This is a genomic window from Leptospiraceae bacterium, from assembly GCA_024233835.1.
In the GTDB taxonomy this organism is placed as follows: Bacteria; Spirochaetota; Leptospiria; order Leptospirales; family Leptospiraceae; genus JACKPC01.
The window spans coordinates 320,647-343,174 of sequence record JACKPC010000005.1; the positions used below are offsets into that span (position 1 = coordinate 320,647).

At 35.9% G+C, this 22,528-nt stretch carries 23 protein-coding genes; 8 read left to right on the forward strand and 15 right to left on the reverse strand.

Annotated features, from left to right (window positions below; all coding sequences use genetic code 11):
• The first annotated feature begins 92 nt into the window (after window positions 1-92).
• Together H7A25_21685 and H7A25_21690 are read left to right on the forward strand one after the other, a co-directional pair.
• Window positions 93-827, forward strand: a complete 735-nt coding sequence (locus tag H7A25_21685; protein ID MCP5502525.1) for a ubiquinone/menaquinone biosynthesis methyltransferase — start codon at window positions 93-95, stop codon at window positions 825-827.
• Window positions 824-1,447 carry a biliverdin-producing heme oxygenase gene (locus H7A25_21690; protein ID MCP5502526.1) on the forward strand — a complete coding sequence of 208 codons (624 nt, stop codon included), beginning with the start codon at window positions 824-826 and terminating at the stop codon, window positions 1,445-1,447. Before H7A25_21685 ends, H7A25_21690 begins: the two co-directional genes overlap by 4 nt.
• Here the strand turns inward: H7A25_21690 and H7A25_21695 are convergent.
• From H7A25_21695 to H7A25_21710, 4 genes are all read right to left on the reverse strand, one after another.
• On the reverse strand, window positions 1,425-1,910 hold the full coding sequence (locus H7A25_21695; GenBank protein MCP5502527.1) for a hypothetical protein: 486 nt from the start codon (window positions 1,908-1,910) through the stop codon (window positions 1,425-1,427). The genes H7A25_21690 and H7A25_21695 overlap by 23 nt on opposite strands.
• A gap of 2 nt (window positions 1,911-1,912) precedes the next feature.
• Window positions 1,913-2,224, reverse strand: coding sequence for an HU family DNA-binding protein (locus tag H7A25_21700; protein ID MCP5502528.1), 312 nt, complete (start codon window positions 2,222-2,224; stop codon window positions 1,913-1,915).
• Window positions 2,225-3,169 carry an ATP-binding protein gene (locus H7A25_21705; GenBank protein ID MCP5502529.1) on the reverse strand — a complete coding sequence of 315 codons (945 nt, stop codon included), beginning with the start codon at window positions 3,167-3,169 and terminating at the stop codon, window positions 2,225-2,227.
• Between the two features lie 113 nt (window positions 3,170-3,282).
• A complete protein-coding gene (locus H7A25_21710; GenBank protein ID MCP5502530.1) occupies window positions 3,283-5,352 on the reverse strand; it encodes a SpoIIE family protein phosphatase in 2,070 nt (689 codons plus the stop codon).
• Between the two features lie 208 nt (window positions 5,353-5,560).
• Here H7A25_21710 and H7A25_21715 point away from each other — a divergent pair, with 208 nt between their 5' ends.
• Together H7A25_21715 and H7A25_21720 are read left to right on the forward strand one after the other, a co-directional pair.
• On the forward strand, window positions 5,561-7,390 hold the full coding sequence (locus tag H7A25_21715; protein MCP5502531.1) for a bacteriohemerythrin: 1,830 nt from the start codon (window positions 5,561-5,563) through the stop codon (window positions 7,388-7,390).
• A gap of 62 nt (window positions 7,391-7,452) precedes the next feature.
• Window positions 7,453-8,031, forward strand: a complete 579-nt coding sequence (locus tag H7A25_21720) for a hypothetical protein (protein ID MCP5502532.1) — start codon at window positions 7,453-7,455, stop codon at window positions 8,029-8,031.
• A 3-nt stretch (window positions 8,032-8,034) separates the two neighbouring features.
• On the opposite strand, the gene argB is transcribed toward H7A25_21720, so the two are convergent.
• On the reverse strand, window positions 8,035-8,913 hold the full coding sequence (gene argB / locus H7A25_21725; GenBank protein MCP5502533.1) for an acetylglutamate kinase: 879 nt from the start codon (window positions 8,911-8,913) through the stop codon (window positions 8,035-8,037).
• A gap of 80 nt (window positions 8,914-8,993) precedes the next feature.
• Entirely contained in the window at window positions 8,994-10,394 is a 1,401-nt protein-coding gene (locus tag H7A25_21730) for a CZB domain-containing protein (protein MCP5502534.1), read from the reverse strand.
• Window positions 10,395-10,599: 205 nt separating this feature from the next.
• Between H7A25_21730 and H7A25_21735 the strand changes: the two genes are divergently transcribed.
• Together H7A25_21735 and H7A25_21740 are read left to right on the forward strand one after the other, a co-directional pair.
• Window positions 10,600-11,100: a DUF2505 family protein gene (locus H7A25_21735; protein MCP5502535.1), complete on the forward strand. Its 501-nt coding sequence runs from the start codon at window positions 10,600-10,602 to the stop codon at window positions 11,098-11,100.
• A gap of 39 nt (window positions 11,101-11,139) precedes the next feature.
• Complete coding sequence (locus H7A25_21740) at window positions 11,140-11,856, forward strand: glycosyltransferase (GenBank protein MCP5502536.1); 717 nt, start codon at window positions 11,140-11,142, stop codon at window positions 11,854-11,856.
• On the opposite strand, the gene H7A25_21745 is transcribed toward H7A25_21740, so the two are convergent.
• Both H7A25_21745 and H7A25_21750 read right to left on the reverse strand, forming a co-directional pair.
• A complete protein-coding gene (locus H7A25_21745) occupies window positions 11,846-12,403 on the reverse strand; it encodes a hypothetical protein (protein MCP5502537.1) in 558 nt (185 codons plus the stop codon). The two genes, H7A25_21740 and H7A25_21745, sit on opposite strands and share 11 nt — an antisense overlap.
• Window positions 12,404-12,545: 142 nt before the next feature.
• Window positions 12,546-14,024: a hypothetical protein gene (locus H7A25_21750; protein MCP5502538.1), complete on the reverse strand. Its 1,479-nt coding sequence runs from the start codon at window positions 14,022-14,024 to the stop codon at window positions 12,546-12,548.
• A 100-nt stretch (window positions 14,025-14,124) separates the two neighbouring features.
• Between H7A25_21750 and H7A25_21755 the strand changes: the two genes are divergently transcribed.
• Window positions 14,125-14,808: a hypothetical protein gene (locus H7A25_21755; protein ID MCP5502539.1), complete on the forward strand. Its 684-nt coding sequence runs from the start codon at window positions 14,125-14,127 to the stop codon at window positions 14,806-14,808.
• A gap of 70 nt (window positions 14,809-14,878) precedes the next feature.
• Here H7A25_21755 and H7A25_21760 read toward each other — a convergent pair whose 3' ends face one another.
• Entirely contained in the window at window positions 14,879-15,520 is a 642-nt protein-coding gene (locus tag H7A25_21760; protein MCP5502540.1) for a C40 family peptidase, read from the reverse strand.
• A gap of 175 nt (window positions 15,521-15,695) precedes the next feature.
• Here H7A25_21760 and H7A25_21765 point away from each other — a divergent pair, with 175 nt between their 5' ends.
• A complete protein-coding gene (locus H7A25_21765; GenBank protein ID MCP5502541.1) occupies window positions 15,696-16,541 on the forward strand; it encodes a hypothetical protein in 846 nt (281 codons plus the stop codon).
• A 45-nt stretch (window positions 16,542-16,586) separates the two neighbouring features.
• Here the strand turns inward: H7A25_21765 and H7A25_21770 are convergent, their stop codons facing one another.
• From H7A25_21770 to H7A25_21795, 6 genes are all read right to left on the reverse strand, one after another.
• Window positions 16,587-17,972, reverse strand: a complete 1,386-nt coding sequence (locus H7A25_21770; GenBank protein ID MCP5502542.1) for an aryl-sulfate sulfotransferase — start codon at window positions 17,970-17,972, stop codon at window positions 16,587-16,589.
• A 48-nt stretch (window positions 17,973-18,020) separates the two neighbouring features.
• Complete coding sequence (locus tag H7A25_21775; GenBank protein ID MCP5502543.1) at window positions 18,021-19,451, reverse strand: DUF1566 domain-containing protein; 1,431 nt, start codon at window positions 19,449-19,451, stop codon at window positions 18,021-18,023.
• 123 nt (window positions 19,452-19,574) lie between these two features.
• A complete protein-coding gene (locus H7A25_21780) occupies window positions 19,575-20,564 on the reverse strand; it encodes an Rpn family recombination-promoting nuclease/putative transposase (GenBank protein ID MCP5502544.1) in 990 nt (329 codons plus the stop codon).
• A gap of 15 nt (window positions 20,565-20,579) precedes the next feature.
• Window positions 20,580-21,122 (reverse strand): shikimate kinase, encoded by a 543-nt coding sequence (locus H7A25_21785; protein MCP5502545.1) that lies wholly within the window; start codon window positions 21,120-21,122, stop codon window positions 20,580-20,582.
• On the reverse strand, window positions 21,119-21,973 hold the full coding sequence (locus tag H7A25_21790) for an HDOD domain-containing protein (protein ID MCP5502546.1): 855 nt from the start codon (window positions 21,971-21,973) through the stop codon (window positions 21,119-21,121). Before H7A25_21790 ends, H7A25_21785 begins: the two co-directional genes overlap by 4 nt.
• Before the next feature lie 4 nt (window positions 21,974-21,977).
• The gene (locus tag H7A25_21795; protein MCP5502547.1) at window positions 21,978-22,484 is read right to left on the reverse strand and encodes a chemotaxis protein CheD; all 507 of its coding nucleotides are present in this window, start codon (window positions 22,482-22,484) and stop codon (window positions 21,978-21,980) included.
• Between the last annotated feature and the right edge of the window lie 44 nt (window positions 22,485-22,528).

Below are 22,528 nucleotides of genomic sequence, written 5' to 3' on the forward strand. Positions count from 1 at the left end.
AAAGAAATGCTGACATCCTTAGCTGAGAATTTCGGTCTTATGCACCTTTTAATAAACGGAGAATGAAGCCACAATGAATAAAGGGAGACACTATGGCCGGATTTAAAATGCCACAGGTAGAAAAAAAAGCAGATTTCGTTCGGGATAATTTCAATATAATAGCTGAAAAATATGACCTGTTTAACGACATGAATACCTTTTTCCTGCACAGATACTGGAAAAATACCGTTGTTAGAAAAATCAAAACTCACTTTCAGAATCGACCTTTTACCTGTCTGGATCTTTGTTGCGGTACCGGAGATATTTCCCTTCGTTTTCATCAAAATAGTCCTGCGGAAAAAGTATATTCCGTAGACTTTTCCGAAAATATGCTTTCCATAGCCAGAGAAAGGCTGAAACATTTTCCTTCTGCTGTTGTTCAAATTGGAGATGCTACGGAACTTAAGGACTTTCAAGATGAAAGCCTCGATGCAATAAGCATAGGTTTTGGACTTCGGAATGTAAACCATCTGGACAAAGCCCTTTCTGAAATTTTTCGGGTTTTGAAACCCGGAGGCATCTTTATTAATCTGGATGTAGGAAAGGTTAAAAACCGGTTTATCCGTGTCTTTGCCGATTTCTATTTTTTCAAAATCGTTCCTCTAATGGGTTATCTTATCTGGGGAGGAAAAAATGAAATGTTTGATTATCTGCCGGTTTCTTCCCTGCACTATCCGGCTCAGGCCGAATTAAAGCAAAGAATGGAAACTACGGGTTTTATAGATGTGGCATTTACTGATTATGTATTTGGAAATGTAAGTCTTCACAGTGGAGTAAAGCCAGGATGAAACTCTCTCAAATGTTAAGAGAAGGTACAAAGGAAGTCCACCTTCAATTAGAACTCAGCCGTTTTATCGGCCTTTTATTTAAGGGTGAACTGGAGAAAGGAAAATACATTCAGTATCTTTCTTATCTGTTTGAGTTATATTCCTGTCTTGAAGAAGGTTTATTTCAGAATAAAAACCATCCTTATCTTTCCAAAGTTTACTCTGAAAGCCTCTTCAGAAAAGGAAATATCGAATCAGACTTGATTTTTTTTCAGAAACAAACCCAAAAAAGCGATCTGGAAAGCCTTATCTCTTATCGGGAAAGAATAAAGAAACTATCCGATTCTTCTCCTCTCCTATTAGTCTCACATGCTTATGTTCGTTACATGGGAGACTTATCCGGAGGGCAACTTCTTAGAAAAAAAGTTTCCGAAACCTACGGGCTCATACAACAGGGGCTTTCTTTTTTTCAGTTCCCGGAAGATTCCAAAATTCTAAAAGAACGATTTCGAGATGGTCTGGATTCAATTGAACTTTCAGGGGAACAAAAAGACGAGGTGCTGAGAGAAGCTATTTATACCTTTCAGCTCAACTTCCAATTCTTTAAAGAACTGGAACTTAAGCTTCTTCCGAAGGAATAGACTTCATTTCTTCTTCAATCGCCATTTCGTATAATACTTTCAGACGGGAAAGAAAATCCGGGGAAAAGCTGAGTTTCTGATTGAAAAGAAGATGGAGAAGTTTTTCTTGCAAAGCAGATTCATCGAATCCAGCCAATAACCACTCAAAAAGTTCCAGAAAAACATCAATTTCGGGGACCTTATTGTCTTTGAAGTTTCCTCTTATTAACTCGGATAATTTTTGAAGGATAATTTCCTGTCTTCCTTTTTGTAGTTCTTTTCGAATTTCTACCGGAAGAGTAGTCATAAGTACCTGTTTGCGAGCTTTCTTCGTTCCATGGTATTGAAACGATGTCCCTTCTAAATTTGAGTCCAGGGCTTTTTGAAGTTCAGCAACATCTCCTCCATTTTCGCTCCAAAGCTTTAGTACTAACTGACCGATTAAAGAATCTTGTAGGGGTCTATATATATATTCATTTGCCATACTTATTTTTTAGGTGGAAGTATCGTTTGTTTACAGGAACGAAACAGGGTAAATCTTACAATATTTTTTGCAGGAACTTTCACCACTTCTCCGGTTTTTGGATTCCTTGCCCTGTTATTTTTAGCCTTTCTTTTAATTTCCAGCTTTCCTATACCGGGAATTACAAAAGAACCATGAGTTCTTGTTTCTTCATAGGCCAGGTTTACAAAAGTATCTAAGAATTCTCCCGCCTGTTTTTTAGTAGTTTCCATACGAGAAGCCAATTCTGCTATAAGTTCCGGCTTACTCAAGGCTCCCATTTTTACTATAGTCATTTAAAATTCTACATTCCCGTGCTTGTATTCTACCTCGGCCTGAACCAGTTTGCGGATTTTTACAAATAGATGTTCTATTTCTTCACGGGTAACATCTTTCAAAGGTTTATAAGAAGAAAACAGGGTTCTGGAATAAGTATCACGATGGGATAAAGAAAAACCGGCTTCTTCCATAATTTTTCGAACCCTATGATCTTCTGATTTATTGGTTATGACTGTGATAGAATTCAGACGTGCCTGCTTATGATCGGTATGAAAATAACAAACAACATCATCTGTATCCAGCCTGTCTATTTCTTCCCGAATTTCATCAAAGCTGGTTTCCATCCTCGGTCCTTTAGGATCCCGATAGTTAATCAGGATTCTTTTGAAGTAGTGAATCTTTTCTCCATTATCGTCCAGTTCTACACCGTTAATAATTTGCCTTTCATCGGTAAGTTCTTTCATTAGAAATTCACCCCGCCCTCTTGCATCTTCAAAATCGAAGTACTCAGAATTTATATCTCCTTTCTTTGCATTTTCTTCTATCTGGGTAAGGGTGTACTGTTGACCCGGTTTCATTTCATGTTTGAAAGACATTTTCATGTAAGGATTTGTTGCGAGGTTATTAATCTCCATTTCGATATGAGCATAGCTACCATGACCGTGTTCTATGATATTTTGAATCGCTTCTGTTACGGTTATACGAGCAATATCCGGGTCTAAACCAATGAGTGGTGCATATTTCCGTAATTGGTTTTTGATTTCATACAGAGAACCCTGTTTCTCATTGATGCTGGCTCCAAACTCATTTTTAAGAATTTCATCTCTTCTTAAAGTCACGGAGTAATGCAAGCGAGCCAGGGTCTTGGGTAAGTAAGGTGATTTTTCTACAGCCAGTAATTCATCCTGAAGGATTTTATTATCGTATTCTAACTTACTTAATTTCTTTTTTAATTCTTCGATAGACTCATCCTGCTGCAACTCAACCATGTATTTCTCCTGATATAACTTTTAGGTAGAATATAATAAGGGAATTAGAAACCAAGAATTTTTTTATTAAAAATTTAAGAAAATTATCAGGCCGAAATTTTTAAAAGACTGAAATCGTCGCTTATCATTCCTTTACGGGAAGAGAGATTATAGATTTCAGAAAGTTCTCCTCCGGATTCCTCGACTGTTTTTAAGAAAAGAGTTTCATCATAATTCATTTCTCCATTTTCTTGATAAAGGCGAATATCATCCCGTCCATCAGAACCTATAAATAAAACATCCCCCTCCAATAGTTGAAATGTTTTAATGGTAAAAAAATCCATGTTATCCGGAAAACCAAGCTTTTTTAAGTAATCATCCTCCTCAATGAAGCGAGCAATTCCATCTCTATATAGAACCGTATAGGGATGTTCCGCGTTCAAAAAGTAAAGTTCTCCACTTTCTTCTTCGACTAATCCCATTACAACCGACATCAACATAGAGCCTTCAAAACTTTCAAACAAAGATTGAAGCTCATTAAAAGTTTCATATAGCCATTGTTTTATATTCTTATTTTCATCTTTCTTTTGTTTATTTCTTTTTAAAATTGCATTAATCATAACCCCAAAAACCAGGGCTCCACCGGCTCCCTGTATGGATTTACCCATAGCATCTCCATTTGCAAAAAAGATATATTCCTTTCCTTCCAGAATCAGATTATCTGTAATACAGGTATCTCCACCAATAGAATACTGTCTTCCGCGGAATTCAAATTGCTTTTTTTGCCTTAAGAACATTTCAGTTTTATAAACCTTGCTGAAATTACCATTGCCGGAAAGAGGTAACAATAAAAGGTGGGTTAAAAAGTAATCTCCATCCTGCTGAATTTTTAATTGGTTTATCTCAGAGAGAGATAAGCTCAATTCTTCTGTCCGAGCTTTAACTTTTTGTTCCAGGTTATCATTCAATTCTTCAACTTCCTCATGAAGCCTCACAAAGCGATTTGCCAGGACAACAGCGAGACTTAATATATATAGAAAAAAAGCATAGTTCATAAGTCTCGGAATCTGAATAATATACCAGGTAGTAAGTGTATCCAGAACAAGTGCTAAGATTATCACTATCTGTCCGGAAAACATGTAGATGGCATCCCGGTTTTTATTTCGAACCTGTTGAATAAGTCCAAAAAACCCATAACTCAGGTATATCATCCATAAGGGAAATACTATATATAAAAAGATAAAACTCATATCTTTTATTTCAGCGAATAGAAGGTAATATAAGAAAACTAATCCTATGGAAATGTCCAATATTCGAATAATCTTATAATATTTAAATCCAAAGAAATAGCGAAGAAAGTGATAAAATGGTGTTATCGGAGAGATCAAAACAAGATACTCGAATTTCTTCAAAGTAATAAAATCCCAACCAAATCCATACTTAAGCTGGTTTCTAAAAAGCAAGTAAAACACAAGAATCAATGAAAACAGGGCAAACATAAAATTTTCTTTTTCTTTCCTTCTGCGAAGAAATAAGAATAAGAAATATGCACCAAAAGTTATATACACAGTGTTTAATATTATTTTTACGTATTCTTGAAAATAGAATTCTGATAAAAGTTTTTCCGTAGAATCAATTCGAATAGGCCCTTCAAGGATTCCGAGATAATCAGAAAAATATTTACTCTCTATATAAATCAGAAGTAGATTTTCTCCATCCTTATTTATGTGAGATTCCGGAACCGAGTAAATTCGAAGCTTATCATAAGCCTGAGGTTTAACAAGACCCGCAATCCCGGAAGACCCAATTTTCTTTCCATTTATATAAGCTATATCTACATCGCTGATTACTCCTAACTTGATGCTCAAAGAATTAGATTGTAAATTTTTGGGTAAGGCAAAAGAGGTCCTAAGCCAAATTCCTTTTCCCATTCGCATAGATTTATCTATAGATGCTAAATTAGCGGGAACTTCAGTTCGCTTCCAATGAAAAGCCTCCTTTCCTTTTTTAAATTCTTGAAAGTAGAGGAGAGGTTGAAGCTCTTTTTGCAGGTAAAACCATTGTTGTCCTGCTTTCGTTTCGAGACTCATAGATTTAAGCGAAACCGAAAAAACAAGAAAGTATAAGAACACAAATATATATTTCATATAGTATAAACCCACTTCATTATAAAGCATTCTGGTTCTCAGTCAATAGACTTTTGCTATATCCAGGAAAATATTATTCAGACAGAATATATAATTGTATTTCAACAGTTTCAAGGCCTATTGTCTCAAATAATAATGATTTTGTTCATAAATTTATTTCTCATCGATTCCAAAAAATATATTGAATTTTTTGATTCTTAATATATCCTAAATTCCAAAATCTATTAGTAGCAGGACTATGTACCGTTTTTTTATCAACAAAATACGCGAATTAAAGATTATAACGCGTTTTTCCATTACTGTGGTTTTTTCGGTAATCGTTATTCTTTCCGGAATAATCGGAGTATCTTATGCCAGCTATCATCAAAATTTAGAAATAAAAAATTCTTCGAACCTCATTGAGCACATACTAAGAAAAGACAATCTAATCCCACAGGAAAGGACAAGCCTTATTTTAAAAGAATTAAATTCCCATAAGATAAAAATGTCCAAAGATATAGACGCTTTTCTTTATACTTCCCTCTTTTATTTCACCTTTATATTTGTTATCATTCTCCTGGTTTTTTATTTAATCTATCATGAATTGGTCCTACCTCTACATCGGGTTTTTTCGGTAACAAACCAGATGGCAGAAGGTAATTTCAATTATGGAATAAAAGTTAAAGTGATGGATGAAATTGGTGAATTACTACAGTCGATACAAATAATCCGAATCATGTTTCGAAGCTTTTTTTCGCAGGTTATCGAGGTTTCTAACCAGATAAATGATTCAGCAAATACAATGATGGAATTTGCTGATGATTTTACGAAATCCTCAAATAATCTAACTCGAACAGCATCTGATTCTGCAAACTCTATAAAATCTCTTTATGAAACTTCAATCTATATTACTGAAATTATAAACTCACAGGTAACACAATTAGAACGAATTCATGAAAGTATACAGAACCTTTCTGAGGTCAGTACTACTATAGAAGAAGAATTTAACCACCTACTCTCTATATCCATGATTTCTGCAAACCGTTCCGAGGAAGGCAAGGTAAATATAGCATCTGTAAAACAGAGTATGTATGAAATCAAAGAAAGCTCTGCTGCTATTAATAACATCATGAATCTGATTACCGATATATCAGACCAAATAAATCTTCTTGCCTTAAATGCCTCCATTGAATCGGCAAGAGCTGGTGATGCGGGAAGAGGTTTCTCGGTTGTCGCTCAGGAAGTATCCAGGTTAGCAGACAAAACAGCCGAAAGAGCCAAAGAGATAAAGACTTTTATTAAATCCACCAATCTTGCGATAGAATCCGGTGTTCAAAAAGTAGAAGAGACCTCTGCAACAATTAATGAAATATTAAATAATTCTCAGGAATTGGATTCTAAAATCAAAATGACAATTAAAGATGTGCAAGATCAGGCCCAAAAAACAAGGAACCTGAATAGCGATCTGGAAGAAATGGCCAAGAAATCTCAAAACATCATTTCTGAAGTAATTCGTCAAAAAGATTCTACAGAACATATGAAAATTATAATCGACGCCGCATCAGAGGATGCAAAGAAACTGTCCCATGCTTCAACGATAATTTTACAATTAGGAAAAGATAAACTAAGAACATCCAAATTCTTAAAAACAGCAGCCAGTGAGTTTACTATGGATACCAGCGATATTGTTCAATGGGATGAAAGCTTCAGTGTCCATGTTACTGAATTAGATGAAGAACATAAAAATTTAATTCAGATTTTGAATCAACTTTTCAAAGCCATTCATAATAATGAAACCAAAGAAAAGCTTAACGGTATCCTCGAATCTCTAATTCAATATACAATTAAGCATTTTGAAAGCGAAGAGAAATTCATGCGATCCATTTCCTATCCTGATCTTAACAGACATATTGAAGAACACAGAAAACTGACAAAGGATGTAGTAGAGTATAAAAAAGAATTTGATTTAGGAATCGAAACTATTAGTTTTGAGCTCCTCGATTTTCTTCGAAAATGGCTCACAAAACATATTCTACACTCAGATAAAAAATACTACCAGTATCTTTTCGTAAAAGGTAAACTTACTTAAGAGAACCAACAATTTGGAAAATATTCTTTTTTTTCTTTCAGAAAAATCCGATGATTGTAGAGATGAAATCTATACTAATTCTAATAAGTTTTTTATTGTCTCTTTCCGTTTATGCCCAGGTAGATGAAACCAATGGACTGGAAAGCTCTAAAGGGGAGGCTCCCAAAACTTCAGAGACTTCTTCTTCCTCAACCGAAGAAAAAGCAAAAATTATGGGAGATGATTTAGACCTGGATAGAGAATTCTATAGCACTTACTTTTTAATCGATCCTCTTGATTACAAAAAAGAACAGGAGAATAATCAAAAAGAACGTGTAGAAGAAAATCTTCTTTTTCATCTTAGAAACGAAATTCGAAAAAGAGACAAAAGGAACGAACACGTACTGAGAGATTTAAACCTTTCTACTATGAGATACCAGAAAGTTAATGAAGATAGTCCCTGGTTAAAAAAGATAAGAGCTGACATTCTCGGAAACTTAAGTATTACGGAATATATATATATAGCGAAATATAAATCTTATTTATGCTTAATTATTTTTGAAATGGACCCTCGCAGGTTTAAAAAATGTCCTACGAGAGATATTGAGCTTTTATTTGCAAGAGATAAACTATATCCAAAAGAAGAAATAGAAAGCAAATAATTTTTATTCGGGAGTGATGAGCGTTCCAACCCCTGTGTCAGTTAATAATTCCAGTAAAACGGAATGCTCTACTCTTCCATCAATAATATGAGCTTTATGAACTCCATCATCCATCGCTTTTAAACAACAATCAACTTTTGGAATCATACCACCTGAAATTTCTCCACTCTCCTTAAAATGCTCCACTTCGGTTCTCTTCATTACGCTCTGTGGTTTACCCTCAATTATGATACCTTCTGTATCGGTTAAAAGAATTAGCTTCTCCGCATTTAAGGCTCCGGCTATGGCACCGGCCACATTATCAGCATTTACATTTAACACGTCTCCATTTTCTGACTCACTGATAGGTGAAATAACCGGAATAAAGTTTTTTGACAGTAAAGCATCAATAAGTTTTGTATTTACTCTTGTTATAGAACCTACAAGACCTATATCCACTTTTTCAAGTTTCCCATTTCCATCGGCTATTTCAGGCATATATTTTTCTCCGATACAAAGCTTTGCATCTCTACCCGAAATCCCTACCGCTTTTCCACCTTTACTACTGATGAGACTGGCTATTTGTTTATTGATAGTACCAGAGAGAACCATTTCCACAACTTCCATTGTTCTAACATCTGTCCTTCTGTGTCCTCTAACAAATTCAGATTCGACTTTTAGGTCTTTTAGCATTGTATTAATAAAAGGCCCTCCACCATGTACAATTACAGGATTTATACCCAGATACTTCAGAAGAACAATATCTCTGGCAAAAGATTCTTTAAGTTCTTCATGGACCATGGCAGCTCCGCCATATTTTACAACAATTGTTTTACCCGCAAATTCCGTAATATAAGGAAGTGCTTCTAAAATATTCTTTACTTTATCAAGGTGCTTTTTCATAGGAATCTCTTTAATAATACAGGCTCTCGAAAGGGCTTTTCTTGTATAGCATATATTTTTCTATCTTCCCTTCACTTGTTTTACGAAAGTTTTTCAAGAATCCGACTTTCAAGATACGTTTCATAGTCATGAAAACAAGAAATAATGTTTTTATAATTCTCAGCCAACTTTTCTCTTTCCCGCTCTATCGCTTCTAAATTTCCCTCTTTTATGAATTCACAAATGATTTTTGCTGCACTATGTAATCGCATATGCGGTTCTTCCATAGAACGATGAACTTTTTCCTGTCGTGGATCTTTTATAGCAGCCGAATAATACCACATTCCCAGTTTGCATTTTCTATGATCCATTTCCGGGATGGAATGAATATCTTGATCCTGTATCGCTTTCTCTAAATCACGAACCCATAAAACATGATCATGCTTTCGAGCCAGAATAAATTCGTGTAACCAGGAAGCATTCTGATTCGTAATACTCCGAACAACATCTTGAATTTCTTCACTAATAAATTCAAGTTGTTCGTTTATATATACACTCTCTTCCTGAATTTTTGTTGAAGAATCAGAAAGGTGAATAGAACTTTTTGTTAATATATCAGAACCATTCCTGATTTCCTTTAATGCTAATTGTATATCTTTATAAACCGATTGTATTTCAATAAAGCTTTCCTGTGTGTCTGAGAGTTTTTGGGAGTTCGCCTCTATGCTTTCAAGAATATGGTTTAAATTATCTATATTTCCATCCACATTTCCTATTTGCTGAAGAAGGATTTGACTCCAGCTTTTCAGTTTTTCAAATAAAGTTAAAAATTTTTCATTAATATCCTCTACTATAGATTTAGTCTTTTTTGATAATTCAGAAACTCTATCTGCAACAACAGCAAAACCTTTTCCCATTTCACCGGCATGTGCCGATTCAATTAAAGCATTTACTGCTAAAATTTTTGTTGTGTCTGAGATTTCTCTAATATCTCGAATACTTAAAGCAAGCTCACCGGTGAAATGATTTAGGTTTTGGATTTCCGAAAGCATTTGGGAGTTATCACTTTTTAATTGTATTGAATCTGCATTTAAATTTTTCGTTAGATTTTGTAATCGATCGAGGTTATGCCCGATTTCACGAGCATTGCGTTCCGTTCTTTCTGCGATTCGGTTGGCATTTTCGGTATTTTCTAAAATTCTATCCAGGTTTGCTTCTAATTCTTCCGATGAACTGGCCAGATCCTGAGAAGTAGATGCGTTTCTATCCGATATAGTTAATAACCTGTCCTTTGATTCTACTACGTTTTGAATCTGCTGCGGAAATTTTAAAAGTGAAACAGCTAAATTATTAGATGTCTCTATTATGTCATGTTTCCATTGTAAAAAAAACTCAAATGATTTTTCTAAAACTTCTTCAGAAGATAAATTATTTTCTTTATATTTCTTCAGGAACTCGTTAAATCGATACTTCCATTGTTCAATTTCACTTTGGTTATCCATTAAAAAAACCTCCAAACTGTCTGCTCTCAGGTATGAAAATACCGGGTTATTGACCGCATTTAGGATTATATAGAAATATTTTCCTGTCAATCCCTTTCCACCACCCTTATTCTGTGAAACCTGTTTATCTATGGGGAATTGAATATTTTTATTTACATTTCAAGCCTGAATTAGATACTTAACCAAAAAAGATAAGGCTTCATTTATGAAATATACAGTCACACATAAATTCAATTATCCTTTAAGTGATTTGTTGGCGGCCAGAGAGGATAGATATAAGCACCTTGATAGGTTTCCCGATCTTAAAAATATTACGCTTATAGATGAAAGAAAAGAAGGTAATAAGATTTTTCAAAAGAGGAAAATTAGTCTTGTAGGTTCTCTTCCTCCCGTAATGGCCAATATGCTGGAAGAAGCAGCTCTATTGGAAGAGTCGGTTTTTGATACGGAAACAAATACTCATGACTTTAAGCTTTTCCCTCCAAAAAATGAAAAAGTTGTTACAATAAAAGGAACAAGCCTCTACTCTGAAACCTCTTCCAGTACATCTCAACGTTCTTATGAGGTAGAAGTGAAATCTTCCGTATTTATTGTAGGAGGGTTAATAGAAACAGCTATAGAAGAAATTCATAAACATAGCCTGGAAAAAGACAAAAATTCTATTTTAAAATTTTTACAGGATAAAACTGAAACAAACGCAGGATAAACCTCTTACAAAAAGGCGGTCAAGCCGCCTTTGTCCTATATGAAAGATACCTACCTGACCTTGCTTTACATAGATAAACCGGAAACAAGCCTCCCGGAAACCGTTAAAACCATTAGCAAGTATACAGAAATCTGTCTCTTAGATGATTATTCCGAAAAGGGATGCAGGGAATTTCTGGTTCATTTACAAGAGACCTATCCTGAATCTATAACAATCCTTAGGATGGAAGCTAAATCAGGCTTATCAAAAACCCTTCAAAAAGGCATGAAGTATGCAGCAGAGAAAGGGTATAATTATATTATTACTTTTGATACAGACAGCTCTTATGATGCAGAATCCATTACCTCTTTTTTAGCACATCCTCCCTGTGACCTGGTTATAGGAAAACGTGAAAACCAGACAAATGCTCCACTTCTTCGAAGATTGCTGGCGTTTACTACCACCCGTATCATGAATTATTGTATGGTAGATAGTTTGATGAATGTAGTCGGTCCAAATCTTGAAGATTGCACTTCCAGTTTTCGAAGGTATTCATATCGTGCCTTTAATCTACTGGCAAAAAAAGAATTGGAATCTAGTGAGGAGGATTTCCATATAGAAAGCCTTTTTATTATACAGCAGAATTATGGAAATGTAGATGAAGTAGAAATTCCTTACTTGTATAAGAAAAATTCTCCCTGGACTTCTAAGTCTATGCAAAATTCTTTGAATTATTCTCTTCGTCTTTTTAAAAAGAAATTTGGTTTTAAGGCTTAATGCCAATAGCTTTTAATTTTTCGTAAATCGGAATATTATACCAGCAGCTTTTATTTAAAACCAACAACTTTAATGTATATCTCTGATGTTTTTCTATATATTGGGTTTTTATCGAAATACTTTCAATGAGCGGGTATTTATCATCATTATAATATTTAATCTCTTGACGGATTACCGCTTGATTTAAAATATTTTTTTTAAACTTTATTAATTTCCCAATTTGATAAGTATTGGAATCTATATATAATAGACCATGTTTTTCTTTTGATATAGAATGGAAAACTTCATATATATTATAGTTAGAAACTGTTTGAATTTTATGAAATTCTAATTTCTTAAGAATAGTGGGGGAAAACCAATGCATTTCCATTGATGTTAATAAAGAGGGTGTTAACGAAGAAGATGGGGTGACTATATTATTAATACTTTTCCAATAAACAAAAGAATATGCCTTTCCATCAGGGAGTCGGTATAAAATTTGTTTTCTTTTTTCTTCTGTATTAATAGAATAACTATCAAGCAAATTTAAAGTAACTTCCTGAAACATAAGATAATTTTTGAATTCTATTAGCTTTGCATTATACAATCGGGCTGCCTTCTGTATCTCAGAAGGCAATTCAAATGCAATGATTGACCCGCCCAAAAACAATAGAATCAGATATATAATCCGAAGTAAGATTCCTTACCCCTTATTTTAAAGGTTTTAAATTATACAACTTCTTTTGAATCGCGTGAACCGACTTTAAATGTTGCAGGGGGCAATGTATTCCTGCTTCTTTTTGAATCTGAAACACAGGCAATTCGGGAAGCTCTTTTTCCGAAGCAAGACTTACCATTTGAGAGGTCGAACTTGTATTTAAACTTCCATTTAAGATAACAAATTCTTCGATTCCTTTCGCTATAATGACTCCATCCGTTCCTGCACTGATTCCATTTGTACTGCCGTTCACCCGGTATACCTGTGTCGGACTCAAACTATACGAAGTTTGCTTGGTAACCTTTGAATAGGGACTGGGACTGGCAATATCCTTGAGTACTGTTGGAAGAGGATAAGCAAGTCGCAAACTTTCCATGTTTACAGCAGATGAGTTTCCGAAATAAGTTGTGTCCATCGATGTATAACCACTTGCCTGAGCCATAAAAGAAGCAAAAAGCTTTTTAAACATATCTTTCTCGTCCGAACCCAGAATACTGGATTTATATCCGGTGCTGAATTTAAACGCTGTCATCAGAGTAGAGGCATCTTTTGCCCGAATGCCGCTATTCAATCCGGTAACAGTATTTTTAAAAAAGGCATTCTTTTCTGTATCGGTAGTTCCGGAATTATTATATAAATAACTCATAAAGGCATAAGCAAAGGCGTAGTCCTTTAACGAACTGGACCAGGTAAATAAAGACTGACCGGCTATTCCATTGGTACAGGATGTGGTTTTATCTCCCCGAAAACACTGAATTCTTGCTGTCTGAGGTCCGTAACCTGTCAGGTCAGAAGCTACCTCACTCGTTCCCTCATCCAGCCAGGTATCATCCAGAGTACCTGTAGCTATTTGGTATGGGTAACGTAGAAGGTGCTGGTATTCATGAGCAAGGGTTGATAAAAAGGTATCGGGATAACCTTTACTTAAGTCTTTCAAGCGAAGTGTAAGTAATTCGTTTCCATCCATATAAAGAACTGCTTTCTCATTAGAACGGCTATTTGGAGCATCCTGATAAAAATTTACTGGGTCTACAAAGCCTGCAACAAAACCGGAGTCAGATGTGGCTCCATCTTTAATATCCAGAATTACCACAGATATTTTCCCATCAGGTGCATAAATCGAAGACATGGTGCCAAAGGCATCTTTGGAAGTAGGATAAATTTTCTCATCAAAAGCTTTTACGACTTCCGTATAATCCAAACCTGTCGCCAGATTTTTCTCTACATATAATTTTATGAAAGAGGTTTCTGCTACCTTGTCAGTAGACATACAATAAAACGTATTGGTTTCAATATTTCGAACCCAGAAATTTGTTTCGGTTTTACAGTCCAAATCCCTGGAAACTGCGGAACTCAAAGCCAGAAGATAAAGATTCTCCTCTTTTTTTAAAGAATCATCTTTTACGGTGCAACCCAATATAAACAAAATGAATAAAATTCCGGATAACTTTCTGAAAATCCGCATGTTCATTTTCAGCCTCCTGAATAACTAGCTGTTATGTGTATTTGTAATAAATTAGACTTAAAAAAATGACTTTAACTCTTCATCTTAACTTTTAAGCTGATTTATTATGCCAGTATTTTTTATCTTTATTTTTCTTTCATTTCTTTTCTCTAAAGTTTTGGGAGAACCTTCTTTTACTTTTTTTAGCCAAAAACGTTCTCTGCCTGAAGGCTTTAGTTTATATGCTCTTAACTTAAAGCAAAAACAACCCCAAAATGGTTCTTTTTTTCGTTTATCCCGTTTCAGTTACAATAGATTTCGTCTGTATGAAGAATGGAGAATTGAAGGAGTTATTGAAGAAGGAGGGAAAGAATGGAATTTAAAACCTGAGTCCTGTAGACTTTACAGCAATAAAAGTCCGGAAAAAACATGGGTATTGATTCGAGTAATAGATTGCGAACATAATCCCTATACATTTAATATAAAAAATGGAATACTGATTTTAAAGCCCGGTCTTTTCAGTGAAAGAACTCTTAGCTTATTTCCACAGGAAAATAATTCTCAAATTCCCTTACAAATAATTAAATGGAAAGAAAGCACTGTATATGCCTGGAATCCTGCTATTCGAGGAATAAAGGCCCGGAAATCCACTAAGGCTTTCTCGTTTTGTAAATCTTCTGAAAATAATAATTTCAAATTCATCGAAACTTTAGATTCAACAGCCCTATTTTTCTTTGAAGGGAAAGAGATAAGTCCGGAAATTGGGGATCTAATCTATATCCAGGTTATAAAAAAAAGTGATTTTCCATAAAATAGTAGAATTTTAGAATATTTTTTTATATTAAACTACAGGATAGAAATCTCCATCCTGTAGTTTTTTTCTATTCCGGCATACCATAAGCCATAAATCGACTTTCTTTTCCCTTTATACAGGGACTTTTCCGATTTCCTTTTACGGAATGGACACAGCCAATAGAGGCATCCGGCTTGAAAAAGAATACATCCGGCCCTCCTCTCTGGCTGGTTTCGCCCTTCTCGAATGTATGAGAGCCTCCCATTTTCATATTTCCATCTTTATCAATTCCTAAATAAACCATAACATGACTGACCGGAGGATTCCTATCAGCAGGAATATCATCATGCGTATTCACCCAGAAAAGTAGATCTCCGGTGCGTAGTTCTTTTTTTAATTTGTCCACATCTATTTTTCCGGCTTTCATAGGCACATCTTTAATCCTATTGACTTTTATCAGGTCTTGATATTGCGAATAAGAACTCCTTGAGATATCTTTATTTAGAACATGCTTATATAGATATTGAGCGGTTCCGGAACAATCCATTGTTCTTGCCTTTGTCTCACCGGGTGCTTTCCAGGAAGCAGCATACCGAATCCCGAGAGTTCCAAGCCTTCGAGCTTCTTTGACCAGGGCACGCTTATCCTTCAAGCTTAAACCATCTCCTAATAAAGAAAAAAGAAAACTTAAAAGAAGCAAGCTAAATCCTAATTTATAAATCATTCTCATTTATAATCCTCCTTATATATACTTCCCATTCATAGCGTTCCAAGGTAAAGATGCAATACTTTTTCGTTCTAATAAGAACTTTTAATAAAACTAAATTTTTTCTTGACTCTGAATTCCCTTACTTTTAAAGTCCGATCTGAATTATGATATTCTAATCTCCGGAGAAACATTATAAATGAAAATCGAGAAACTTTCTGAAAAATTAGCTATCTTCTTTTATTTCCTTTGCTTTTTAGGTTCTATAATTGTAATTTTTTTCTGGTTTTTAGAAAAGCCCCTTTTCTACACTGCCAGCGGTCCTGTCATGTCTATATTTACCGCCCTATCCCTTTGCATTCTCTCCGGGATTCGACTCGCCAAACGTTTCCTCTTTGGTTGGCCTATGACTACAACTCTTGGCTTAATGGTTTTTGTTATGGGAGGAAATATCTCTTCTGTTCTTATGATGACCTCTTTTCCTCACATTCTTGCAGATACGCAATCAAGTATCGTAATGACTTCTGTTTTCACTTCCCTCGGTATCCTGCTTTTTGGTTCCTATGAACTTTTACTGATAATACGTAAAACACCGAAGCATATTTTTATTCTTGATGACATTCTTATACACCTTGCTCTTGTTCCGGGAGGTTTGAGTCTACTCGGTCACCTGCTAAATAATCCTGCTTATATAAGTCTGGGAATAGATCCCCGTGTCGGAATTTCTCTTCTGGAGATGAGTTTTATGGCGTCTTTTGCTGCAGCGACTATTTTAAGTAATCCTAATTTATTCCTATGGCAGTTTCTAAGAGAAAACATTTCAAATAAGATCATATTTATAGCTCTTTTTTCCAATCAATTTATTGCTCCGATTCTCTACGCTTACTTCATTGCGGGTAAATCATCTAACGCAAAAAAACCGGGACTTGAATTATTTATTATGATAGCGGGTGTTTTCGCTACTTTAAGTTTTTTGATGATACAGGCTTATAATTTAAATAACCCGACTGAAAAAGAAGCTATAGAAGATGGACAACATTCGTAGGCATTATAATTACCGGGTAGCCGAGCGACTACCCGGAGGTGGAAATTACAAAAAGTCTGACCAGGATATTCTTTCAGCTCTGTAGACAGATGTATTACTCACTTGAATCTGCCAGACATCTGTTCCGGATGAGTTTACTTCCAAGATTCTTGCATTTTGATCTGTTCCCGGTCCGCCGGAGCAAATCAAAATATTCTTATTCGATAGTTCATCTACATCTCCCAAAGACATAGTATATTTAGGAGCCACATATTCCCAGGACTGGGTTGCTGTATAAGCTGTTTCGTTGAGTGTAAATTGAACAGCTCTACTCATACTTGTGGTACCATTTGACTCATTTCTATTATCATAGAGTAGTATACTACCCGAAGATGTTATAACGGGTGCATGTTGTCCCGTCATCCACGAACCACTCTGAAGAGTCATAAATTGTTTATTATAAGTAGAAGAAATACCCGTATTACTTCCCATAATCCATTTAATGGCTTTTGTTGAATAATCAATTTTGATAACCCAGCTTTGTGAACGACATGAAAGAATCACAGAACTATCTGTAGAAGAGTAATACAAGGCATTACAATGAGACCACTCCTTATAAGAAGTCCCCTGATATGTTTTCGTAGCATTCGCTAAAGATCCCGGAAAACGCTCCTTATCTAAATAAGAAAATGTTGACCATTCCCATTTTGTATTTCCGGAAGAATCCAATTCAACTATTTTATCTCCGGAAATATTTCCTCCTGTAGTTGAGGTTCCATATTCATATCCAAGAGTCATAATATTCCCATTAGGCAATATTACGGCATCATGATGATAGCTACCTGAACTTTTCAAAGATGATAAGTCGTAAGTAGTAACTATATCCCCATTAGTTTTCATGGTCTTTACCTCATCATCAAATGCTACAAGGATATTCCCTGCACTAACCTTCCGAATCCAGGGATTTGTTCGCTTACCAACACCCACACCGAAAACTACAATTCCACCTAAGCTGTTATTGTCCTTGGTAACCAGGGTAACAGTAGGTGCATTGGAAGGTAATGAGCCGGTTGTAAAAGTCTTAGCATCACTATAGGCGGTACCGCATTTAGCCTTCATTGCATACTGTGTATTGGCACGCATACCCATAACGGTAATTTCATGACTGGTTCCAGCCGTAGAATAGGAGGTTGTTAAAGTCTCCGTGCCGCTGGCACTAAATTCAATAGCTACCTGTGCCGATGCCGTTGTTGTTGCCTTTGCAATAGCCATAAGATTATTTTTGCTATGTGCTGTAACACTATCTAAAGTTAGGGTTCCACAGGAGGATGAAGAACTACTTGCCAGGGCTGCTGCTGCAAGTAAGGTACCCGTATCATCTTTTTTTTCTGAAGAACAATGAAGTATCGTAAATATAGATATTAGTATTATGGTAAATAAGTAATGTTTCATATATAACTCCTATAAAAAGCTTCCTCTTCAGGAAGCCTTTTTGTATTATTAGTAATTTCTCACACATCGAACTTTATTATTAATCCGTTCCACATCCCCCTGCGGACCGTTGTAATAAAACTTTCCATATCCAAGGTCAATACTGGTATGAGAGGTCGAAATACTTTGTTTACTATTACTCTTTTGGGCTCCGGCACCATGAACATCCAGATACTGATTTGTGAAATAACCATTAGCACGCCCGAAAGATACATAGGTTCCCTTGGTTCCGGCTGTACTTGCTGTTACGGTAGCTCCGACTTCCTCAAGATGCGTACTGGACGCCCAATAATAGGCATAATCTGTTTTGCCGTTTTCATTGGTAATAGAAGTAGCATTAAACTTGGCATCAATTGCAGCACTACTTGTAGTATCCGGAGAGCGAGAATAATCTACGATACTCTGTAATTCTTTTACATTAGGAAGTCTCCAATCAGAATAATTCGCTGTCGTTGCCTTTTCACAAACAGATACAGCATTATCAAAATCTGTAGAGTCAGCATCATCTTTCTGCCACATTAGACCTGTAGCTTTATCGCTTATGGTCTGGTCTCCATTATCTACAAAGTTGTTTACTCCGTAACTGGTATTACCCCGTACGCAGCGAACATAAAACTTTTTAAAGTAACTTTTAGAACTTTCTTTATAATATCCATATCCTTTGATTCTTCCATCTACGAAATTCAAACCAAATATGGTAGTATCTCCTCCCATTGTTGTAGTTACATATTTACTGGTAGTAGCATACTGTCCATCAATCACGCGATCCCCTACAGAAGTATCTCCAAATGCCTTATCAAAATAATTAGTATCTAAGAACAAAGTAAGGGAAGCAGTGTTACATGTGCCACTTCCACCTGTACAACCATCAGCAGTACTTGCATCTTTCCCGGTAAAAAGAATCAAGGAATATAATGTTTTAACATCCGGTAAACGCCAATCATCATATCCACCCAGAGATAGATTATCACAATAAGACTTAGCACTCAAACTCGAATCGGTATGTTCAGGATAGCGCTTATCCGAATCATTGACGGTTCCATCTCCATTGATGTCAGAAGACTGAGTCCACATAAGTCCCGTAACATTATCAGTAATAATTTTCCCATCAGAACTTTTGGTATAACTCGGCTGGTTTCCTGCATAATCCCCATCATAACCGGTTTTTGTACAGGTTACTTCTGCACCTGTCGAGGAATTATAGCAGGTGTTCTGTCCTGTATCCACAATCTTATATGTCAAAGAAGAAGAGGAAGAAGTATTTGCAGAAGCCATAGCATAAGCAGCCAGAAGCAAATTCTTATCGTCATCATTCTTGTCTTTTGTACAACTTGCAAAGACCAGGCCTGCAAGTAAGATCACGGAAAGTAAATTTTTTTTCATTAGAATCCCCTGTATATTGTTTAGAATTTTTCCAATTCTAAATAAAAAAACCTCCATTGTCGACTCACTAAATGGAATGAGACAAAAAAAATCAAACGGAGGTCTTTTTTTAAGGATATAGTAAAAAAACAGCTAAGAATTTACGCCGGTGGTTTGTATAACTCCGGCTTTTTTAAGATTTTAGATACCGACTTTAGTAAAAAACTTTTCTAAGAAAGTTTGATTCAGTTCTGTAATGCTACTGATGAGAGGAATGTCCATACTTTTTTGTTTCATGGCAATGGCTGTTTTAAGCCTCGTTTTATGTTCGGCTCTTTGCTTCTCGGCTTCGGCTCTTTGCTTCTCGATTTCGGCTCTTTCAGCTCTTTGCTTTTCAACTTCGACCAGCTTCAGAGCTCTTTCATAGCCTTTTTGTTCCAGTCTCTCAGCTAAGGATGTCAGCATTTCTTTTACTCTCCCACTCTTCTCAGTCTCCAACATTTTTTCAATCCTGTCAAGTTCTATTCCTTTGACTCCCGATAGCATATAAAGTAAAACAGATTTTATGTATTCCATCCCGGTTGTTTTCGTCATTAGTTCCGCTAAGAGTTCAATAATGGAGCCCAGCTTCTCTTCAAAATCATCCCGGTTTATATACTTTAAAAGCAGGATAAAGAGCTGTGTTACGATTTCTCCTTTTATCTCCTCGTCTTTATAGGTGGAAAAGTCAAAAAGAACATAGTGAAAGTTTACCTGGTATTTTTCCCAGCCTTCCATCTTTTCCTGTAATTGTAGAAAGTCGTTTCCGAATTGCCATTCTTCCCCACCATGATACAATACCATAGGCAGAATCAGGGGAAGCCTGAGGTTTTTTTCTTTTGAGGATTGACTCCAATACAGACTCCATATACCGACCATATATTTAAGTAACTGGAAGGAAGTCATACTGTCAGGATAGCTTTTATGTTCCAGAAGCAGATAGATGTAGCTTTCTTTGTTTGCAATTAAAACTTTAAAAAGAAGATCGGAATGAATATCTTGAAAGTTTGGATCGACAAAACTATCTTTGGTAATTTCTAAAGAATCGAGGGAAATATCTTTTAAAAGCTCCTGAGGTAATCTGTGCTTGAAAAAGTCAATGGCATTCTCCTTGTCCTGAAACGTAAGCTTGAAAAAGGAATCGTGGTTCACAGGTAAGAAGTAAATTTAATACGTTCTAAGACCGAGGTGCTTTATTACCATTTTCGCAACTTCTGTAATTTTCTTGTTATCTATCTGTAAGGTAAAAGAAGCGGCTTTCCTGTAGTAAGGAAGTCTTCTTTCCAAAATCTCGCGATAAGATTTTAAAGCACTTAAATCGGGTCTTGAAGGATCGTTCTTTACTTTATCTATCAGATATTCTGTGTCCTGGGATAGGAAGATAACGGTTCCTATATTCTGCAAGAGATTGAATTTTTCTTCACTAAAGAATTCTTCTCCCTTCTCATCTACATCAAAGAGGATTCCACCACCACAATCCAAAATAAGATTTTCCGCTTTCTGTAATTTTTGTAATATAGCGACTTCTAATCTACGAAAATCACGCCAGTCCCCCCCATCTTTCTTTACCATTTCGGGAATGGAGATACCACCGCTTTCATAGACAGCTGCCATATCGGTAATGACATAGGCCATACCGGTAAGCTTGGACAGCTTACGGGAAACTTTACTTTTTCCGACCCCTCTGGGTCCGATTAATACTACATTCATGGATTTCTCAAATCGTTGATGGACTTCTCTAATTCAGGCATAGACAGGTAAAATTTCTCTAAGTCGGACTCTGTAACTTTCGTAAGCTTCAATGCAAAAGGTGAAAGTTCCTGATAGATTCCTCCAATATCAATTCCTATACCTGAGACAATAGAAATTGTATGAGACACATGTACAACCGAAGCGATTAAAGGATAACCTTTCGCTTTTTCCGGTTCCAAATGGTATGCAACAGCTTCTTTCAATTCATCCGGAAAGTTCCAGGTATCCAGGGCAATTTTACCCACCTCGGCATAAGTATAACCGAAATATTTCTTCTCGATTTCTGTAAATTTCAGAGTATTATCTGCTTTTAATTCATTCCGAATTTTAAACATGACACCCGGAAAAAACTGGCTTAATATAACTTTTCCTATTCCATGCAAAAGACCCGCTGTAAAAATCAGGTCTTTTTCTACATTCAGGCCTTTCTCTCTGGCTATTCGAGAGGATAGTTCCGCTACAACCAGGGATTGTAACCAGAGAGCATCCCCCTCCAACTGGTATCCTTTTAATTCCTTGTTTAGAATAGCTTTAGATGCAGTTAAAATAATAATTTCTTTTACAGTTTTAATTCCGAGAGTCATAAGAGCTTCCTGCACTGTACGAATAGGTTTACTGGCCCTATAATAAGCCGAGTTAGAAAGCTTAAGGATGGAAGCCGTGATAGCAGGGTCTTTTAATATCTCAGTTGCCAGTTCCTGTATAGAAACAGCAGGATCCCTGACAAGGTTCATAACCCTTATCACAACATTTGACATTGGTGGAAGTTTATTAATGTCCCTGACGACTGTATCTATCTGTTCTTTCATATTATCATCTAACCTTATACAAGAACTTTTCAAAACCGGCCTTTTTTAAGAGGATTCTTCCATCATCGAGATATAGACTAATTGTTCTGCCCTCATGACCACCAACATCTTCTACTAACAAGGGAATCTGGTTCCATTGTAAGAATTCTCGAACTGTATTGATATTATCTTCTCCGATATGCTGTAAGAATGAAGAATTTATATTTTTAAACATAGAAGCACCACCAAATACCCTTGCAGAATAGGTGCCCGGCCTGCACCCTTCTGACTCGAACATCTGAATTAAGCGAGGCATAGCCGTTTCTACATACTTATCCGGATTTTTAAGTTTGTCTCGACCGATAGGATCTTTTGAGAGCATGATATGGGCAATAGCTCCAATCTTCATATCCGGCTGGTATAAAACCACTCCAATACAGGAGCCAAGAGTGGTTCTCAGTACGTAGGGAGATTTTGCCGATCGAATTTCGGCTATCCCCACATTAATGATTTTATAATCCCTAAGAATCATGGAACCCTGACTTAGTAGTTATATAAAATATATCTATCCTGTCA

What these genes read in the sequence shown, in the direction of transcription:
- H7A25_21685 (MCP5502525.1), top strand. Translation starts at nt 93, where the DNA reads ATGGCCGGATTTAAAATGCCACAGGTAGAAAAAAAAGCAGATTTCGTT.
- H7A25_21690 (MCP5502526.1), top strand. Translation starts at nt 824, where the DNA reads ATGAAACTCTCTCAAATGTTAAGAGAAGGTACAAAGGAAGTCCACCTT.
- H7A25_21695 (MCP5502527.1), bottom strand. Translation starts at nt 1,910, where the DNA reads ATGGCAAATGAATATATATATAGACCCCTACAAGATTCTTTAATCGGT.
- H7A25_21700 (MCP5502528.1), bottom strand. Translation starts at nt 2,224, where the DNA reads ATGACTATAGTAAAAATGGGAGCCTTGAGTAAGCCGGAACTTATAGCA.
- H7A25_21710 (MCP5502530.1), bottom strand. Translation starts at nt 5,352, where the DNA reads ATGCTTTATAATGAAGTGGGTTTATACTATATGAAATATATATTTGTG.
- H7A25_21715 (MCP5502531.1), top strand. Translation starts at nt 5,561, where the DNA reads ATGTACCGTTTTTTTATCAACAAAATACGCGAATTAAAGATTATAACG.
- H7A25_21720 (MCP5502532.1), top strand. Translation starts at nt 7,453, where the DNA reads ATGAAATCTATACTAATTCTAATAAGTTTTTTATTGTCTCTTTCCGTT.
- argB (MCP5502533.1), bottom strand. Translation starts at nt 8,913, where the DNA reads ATGAAAAAGCACCTTGATAAAGTAAAGAATATTTTAGAAGCACTTCCT.
- H7A25_21730 (MCP5502534.1), bottom strand. Translation starts at nt 10,394, where the DNA reads ATGGATAACCAAAGTGAAATTGAACAATGGAAGTATCGATTTAACGAG.
- H7A25_21735 (MCP5502535.1), top strand. Translation starts at nt 10,600, where the DNA reads ATGAAATATACAGTCACACATAAATTCAATTATCCTTTAAGTGATTTG.
- H7A25_21740 (MCP5502536.1), top strand. Translation starts at nt 11,140, where the DNA reads ATGAAAGATACCTACCTGACCTTGCTTTACATAGATAAACCGGAAACA.
- H7A25_21745 (MCP5502537.1), bottom strand. Translation starts at nt 12,403, where the DNA reads ATGTTTCAGGAAGTTACTTTAAATTTGCTTGATAGTTATTCTATTAAT.
- H7A25_21750 (MCP5502538.1), bottom strand. Translation starts at nt 14,024, where the DNA reads ATGAACATGCGGATTTTCAGAAAGTTATCCGGAATTTTATTCATTTTG.
- H7A25_21755 (MCP5502539.1), top strand. Translation starts at nt 14,125, where the DNA reads ATGCCAGTATTTTTTATCTTTATTTTTCTTTCATTTCTTTTCTCTAAA.
- H7A25_21760 (MCP5502540.1), bottom strand. Translation starts at nt 15,520, where the DNA reads ATGAGAATGATTTATAAATTAGGATTTAGCTTGCTTCTTTTAAGTTTT.
- H7A25_21765 (MCP5502541.1), top strand. Translation starts at nt 15,696, where the DNA reads ATGAAAATCGAGAAACTTTCTGAAAAATTAGCTATCTTCTTTTATTTC.
- H7A25_21770 (MCP5502542.1), bottom strand. Translation starts at nt 17,972, where the DNA reads ATGAAACATTACTTATTTACCATAATACTAATATCTATATTTACGATA.
- H7A25_21775 (MCP5502543.1), bottom strand. Translation starts at nt 19,451, where the DNA reads ATGGAGGTTTTTTTATTTAGAATTGGAAAAATTCTAAACAATATACAG.
- H7A25_21785 (MCP5502545.1), bottom strand. Translation starts at nt 21,122, where the DNA reads ATGAATGTAGTATTAATCGGACCCAGAGGGGTCGGAAAAAGTAAAGTT.
- H7A25_21790 (MCP5502546.1), bottom strand. Translation starts at nt 21,973, where the DNA reads ATGAAAGAACAGATAGATACAGTCGTCAGGGACATTAATAAACTTCCA.
- H7A25_21795 (MCP5502547.1), bottom strand. Translation starts at nt 22,484, where the DNA reads ATGATTCTTAGGGATTATAAAATCATTAATGTGGGGATAGCCGAAATT.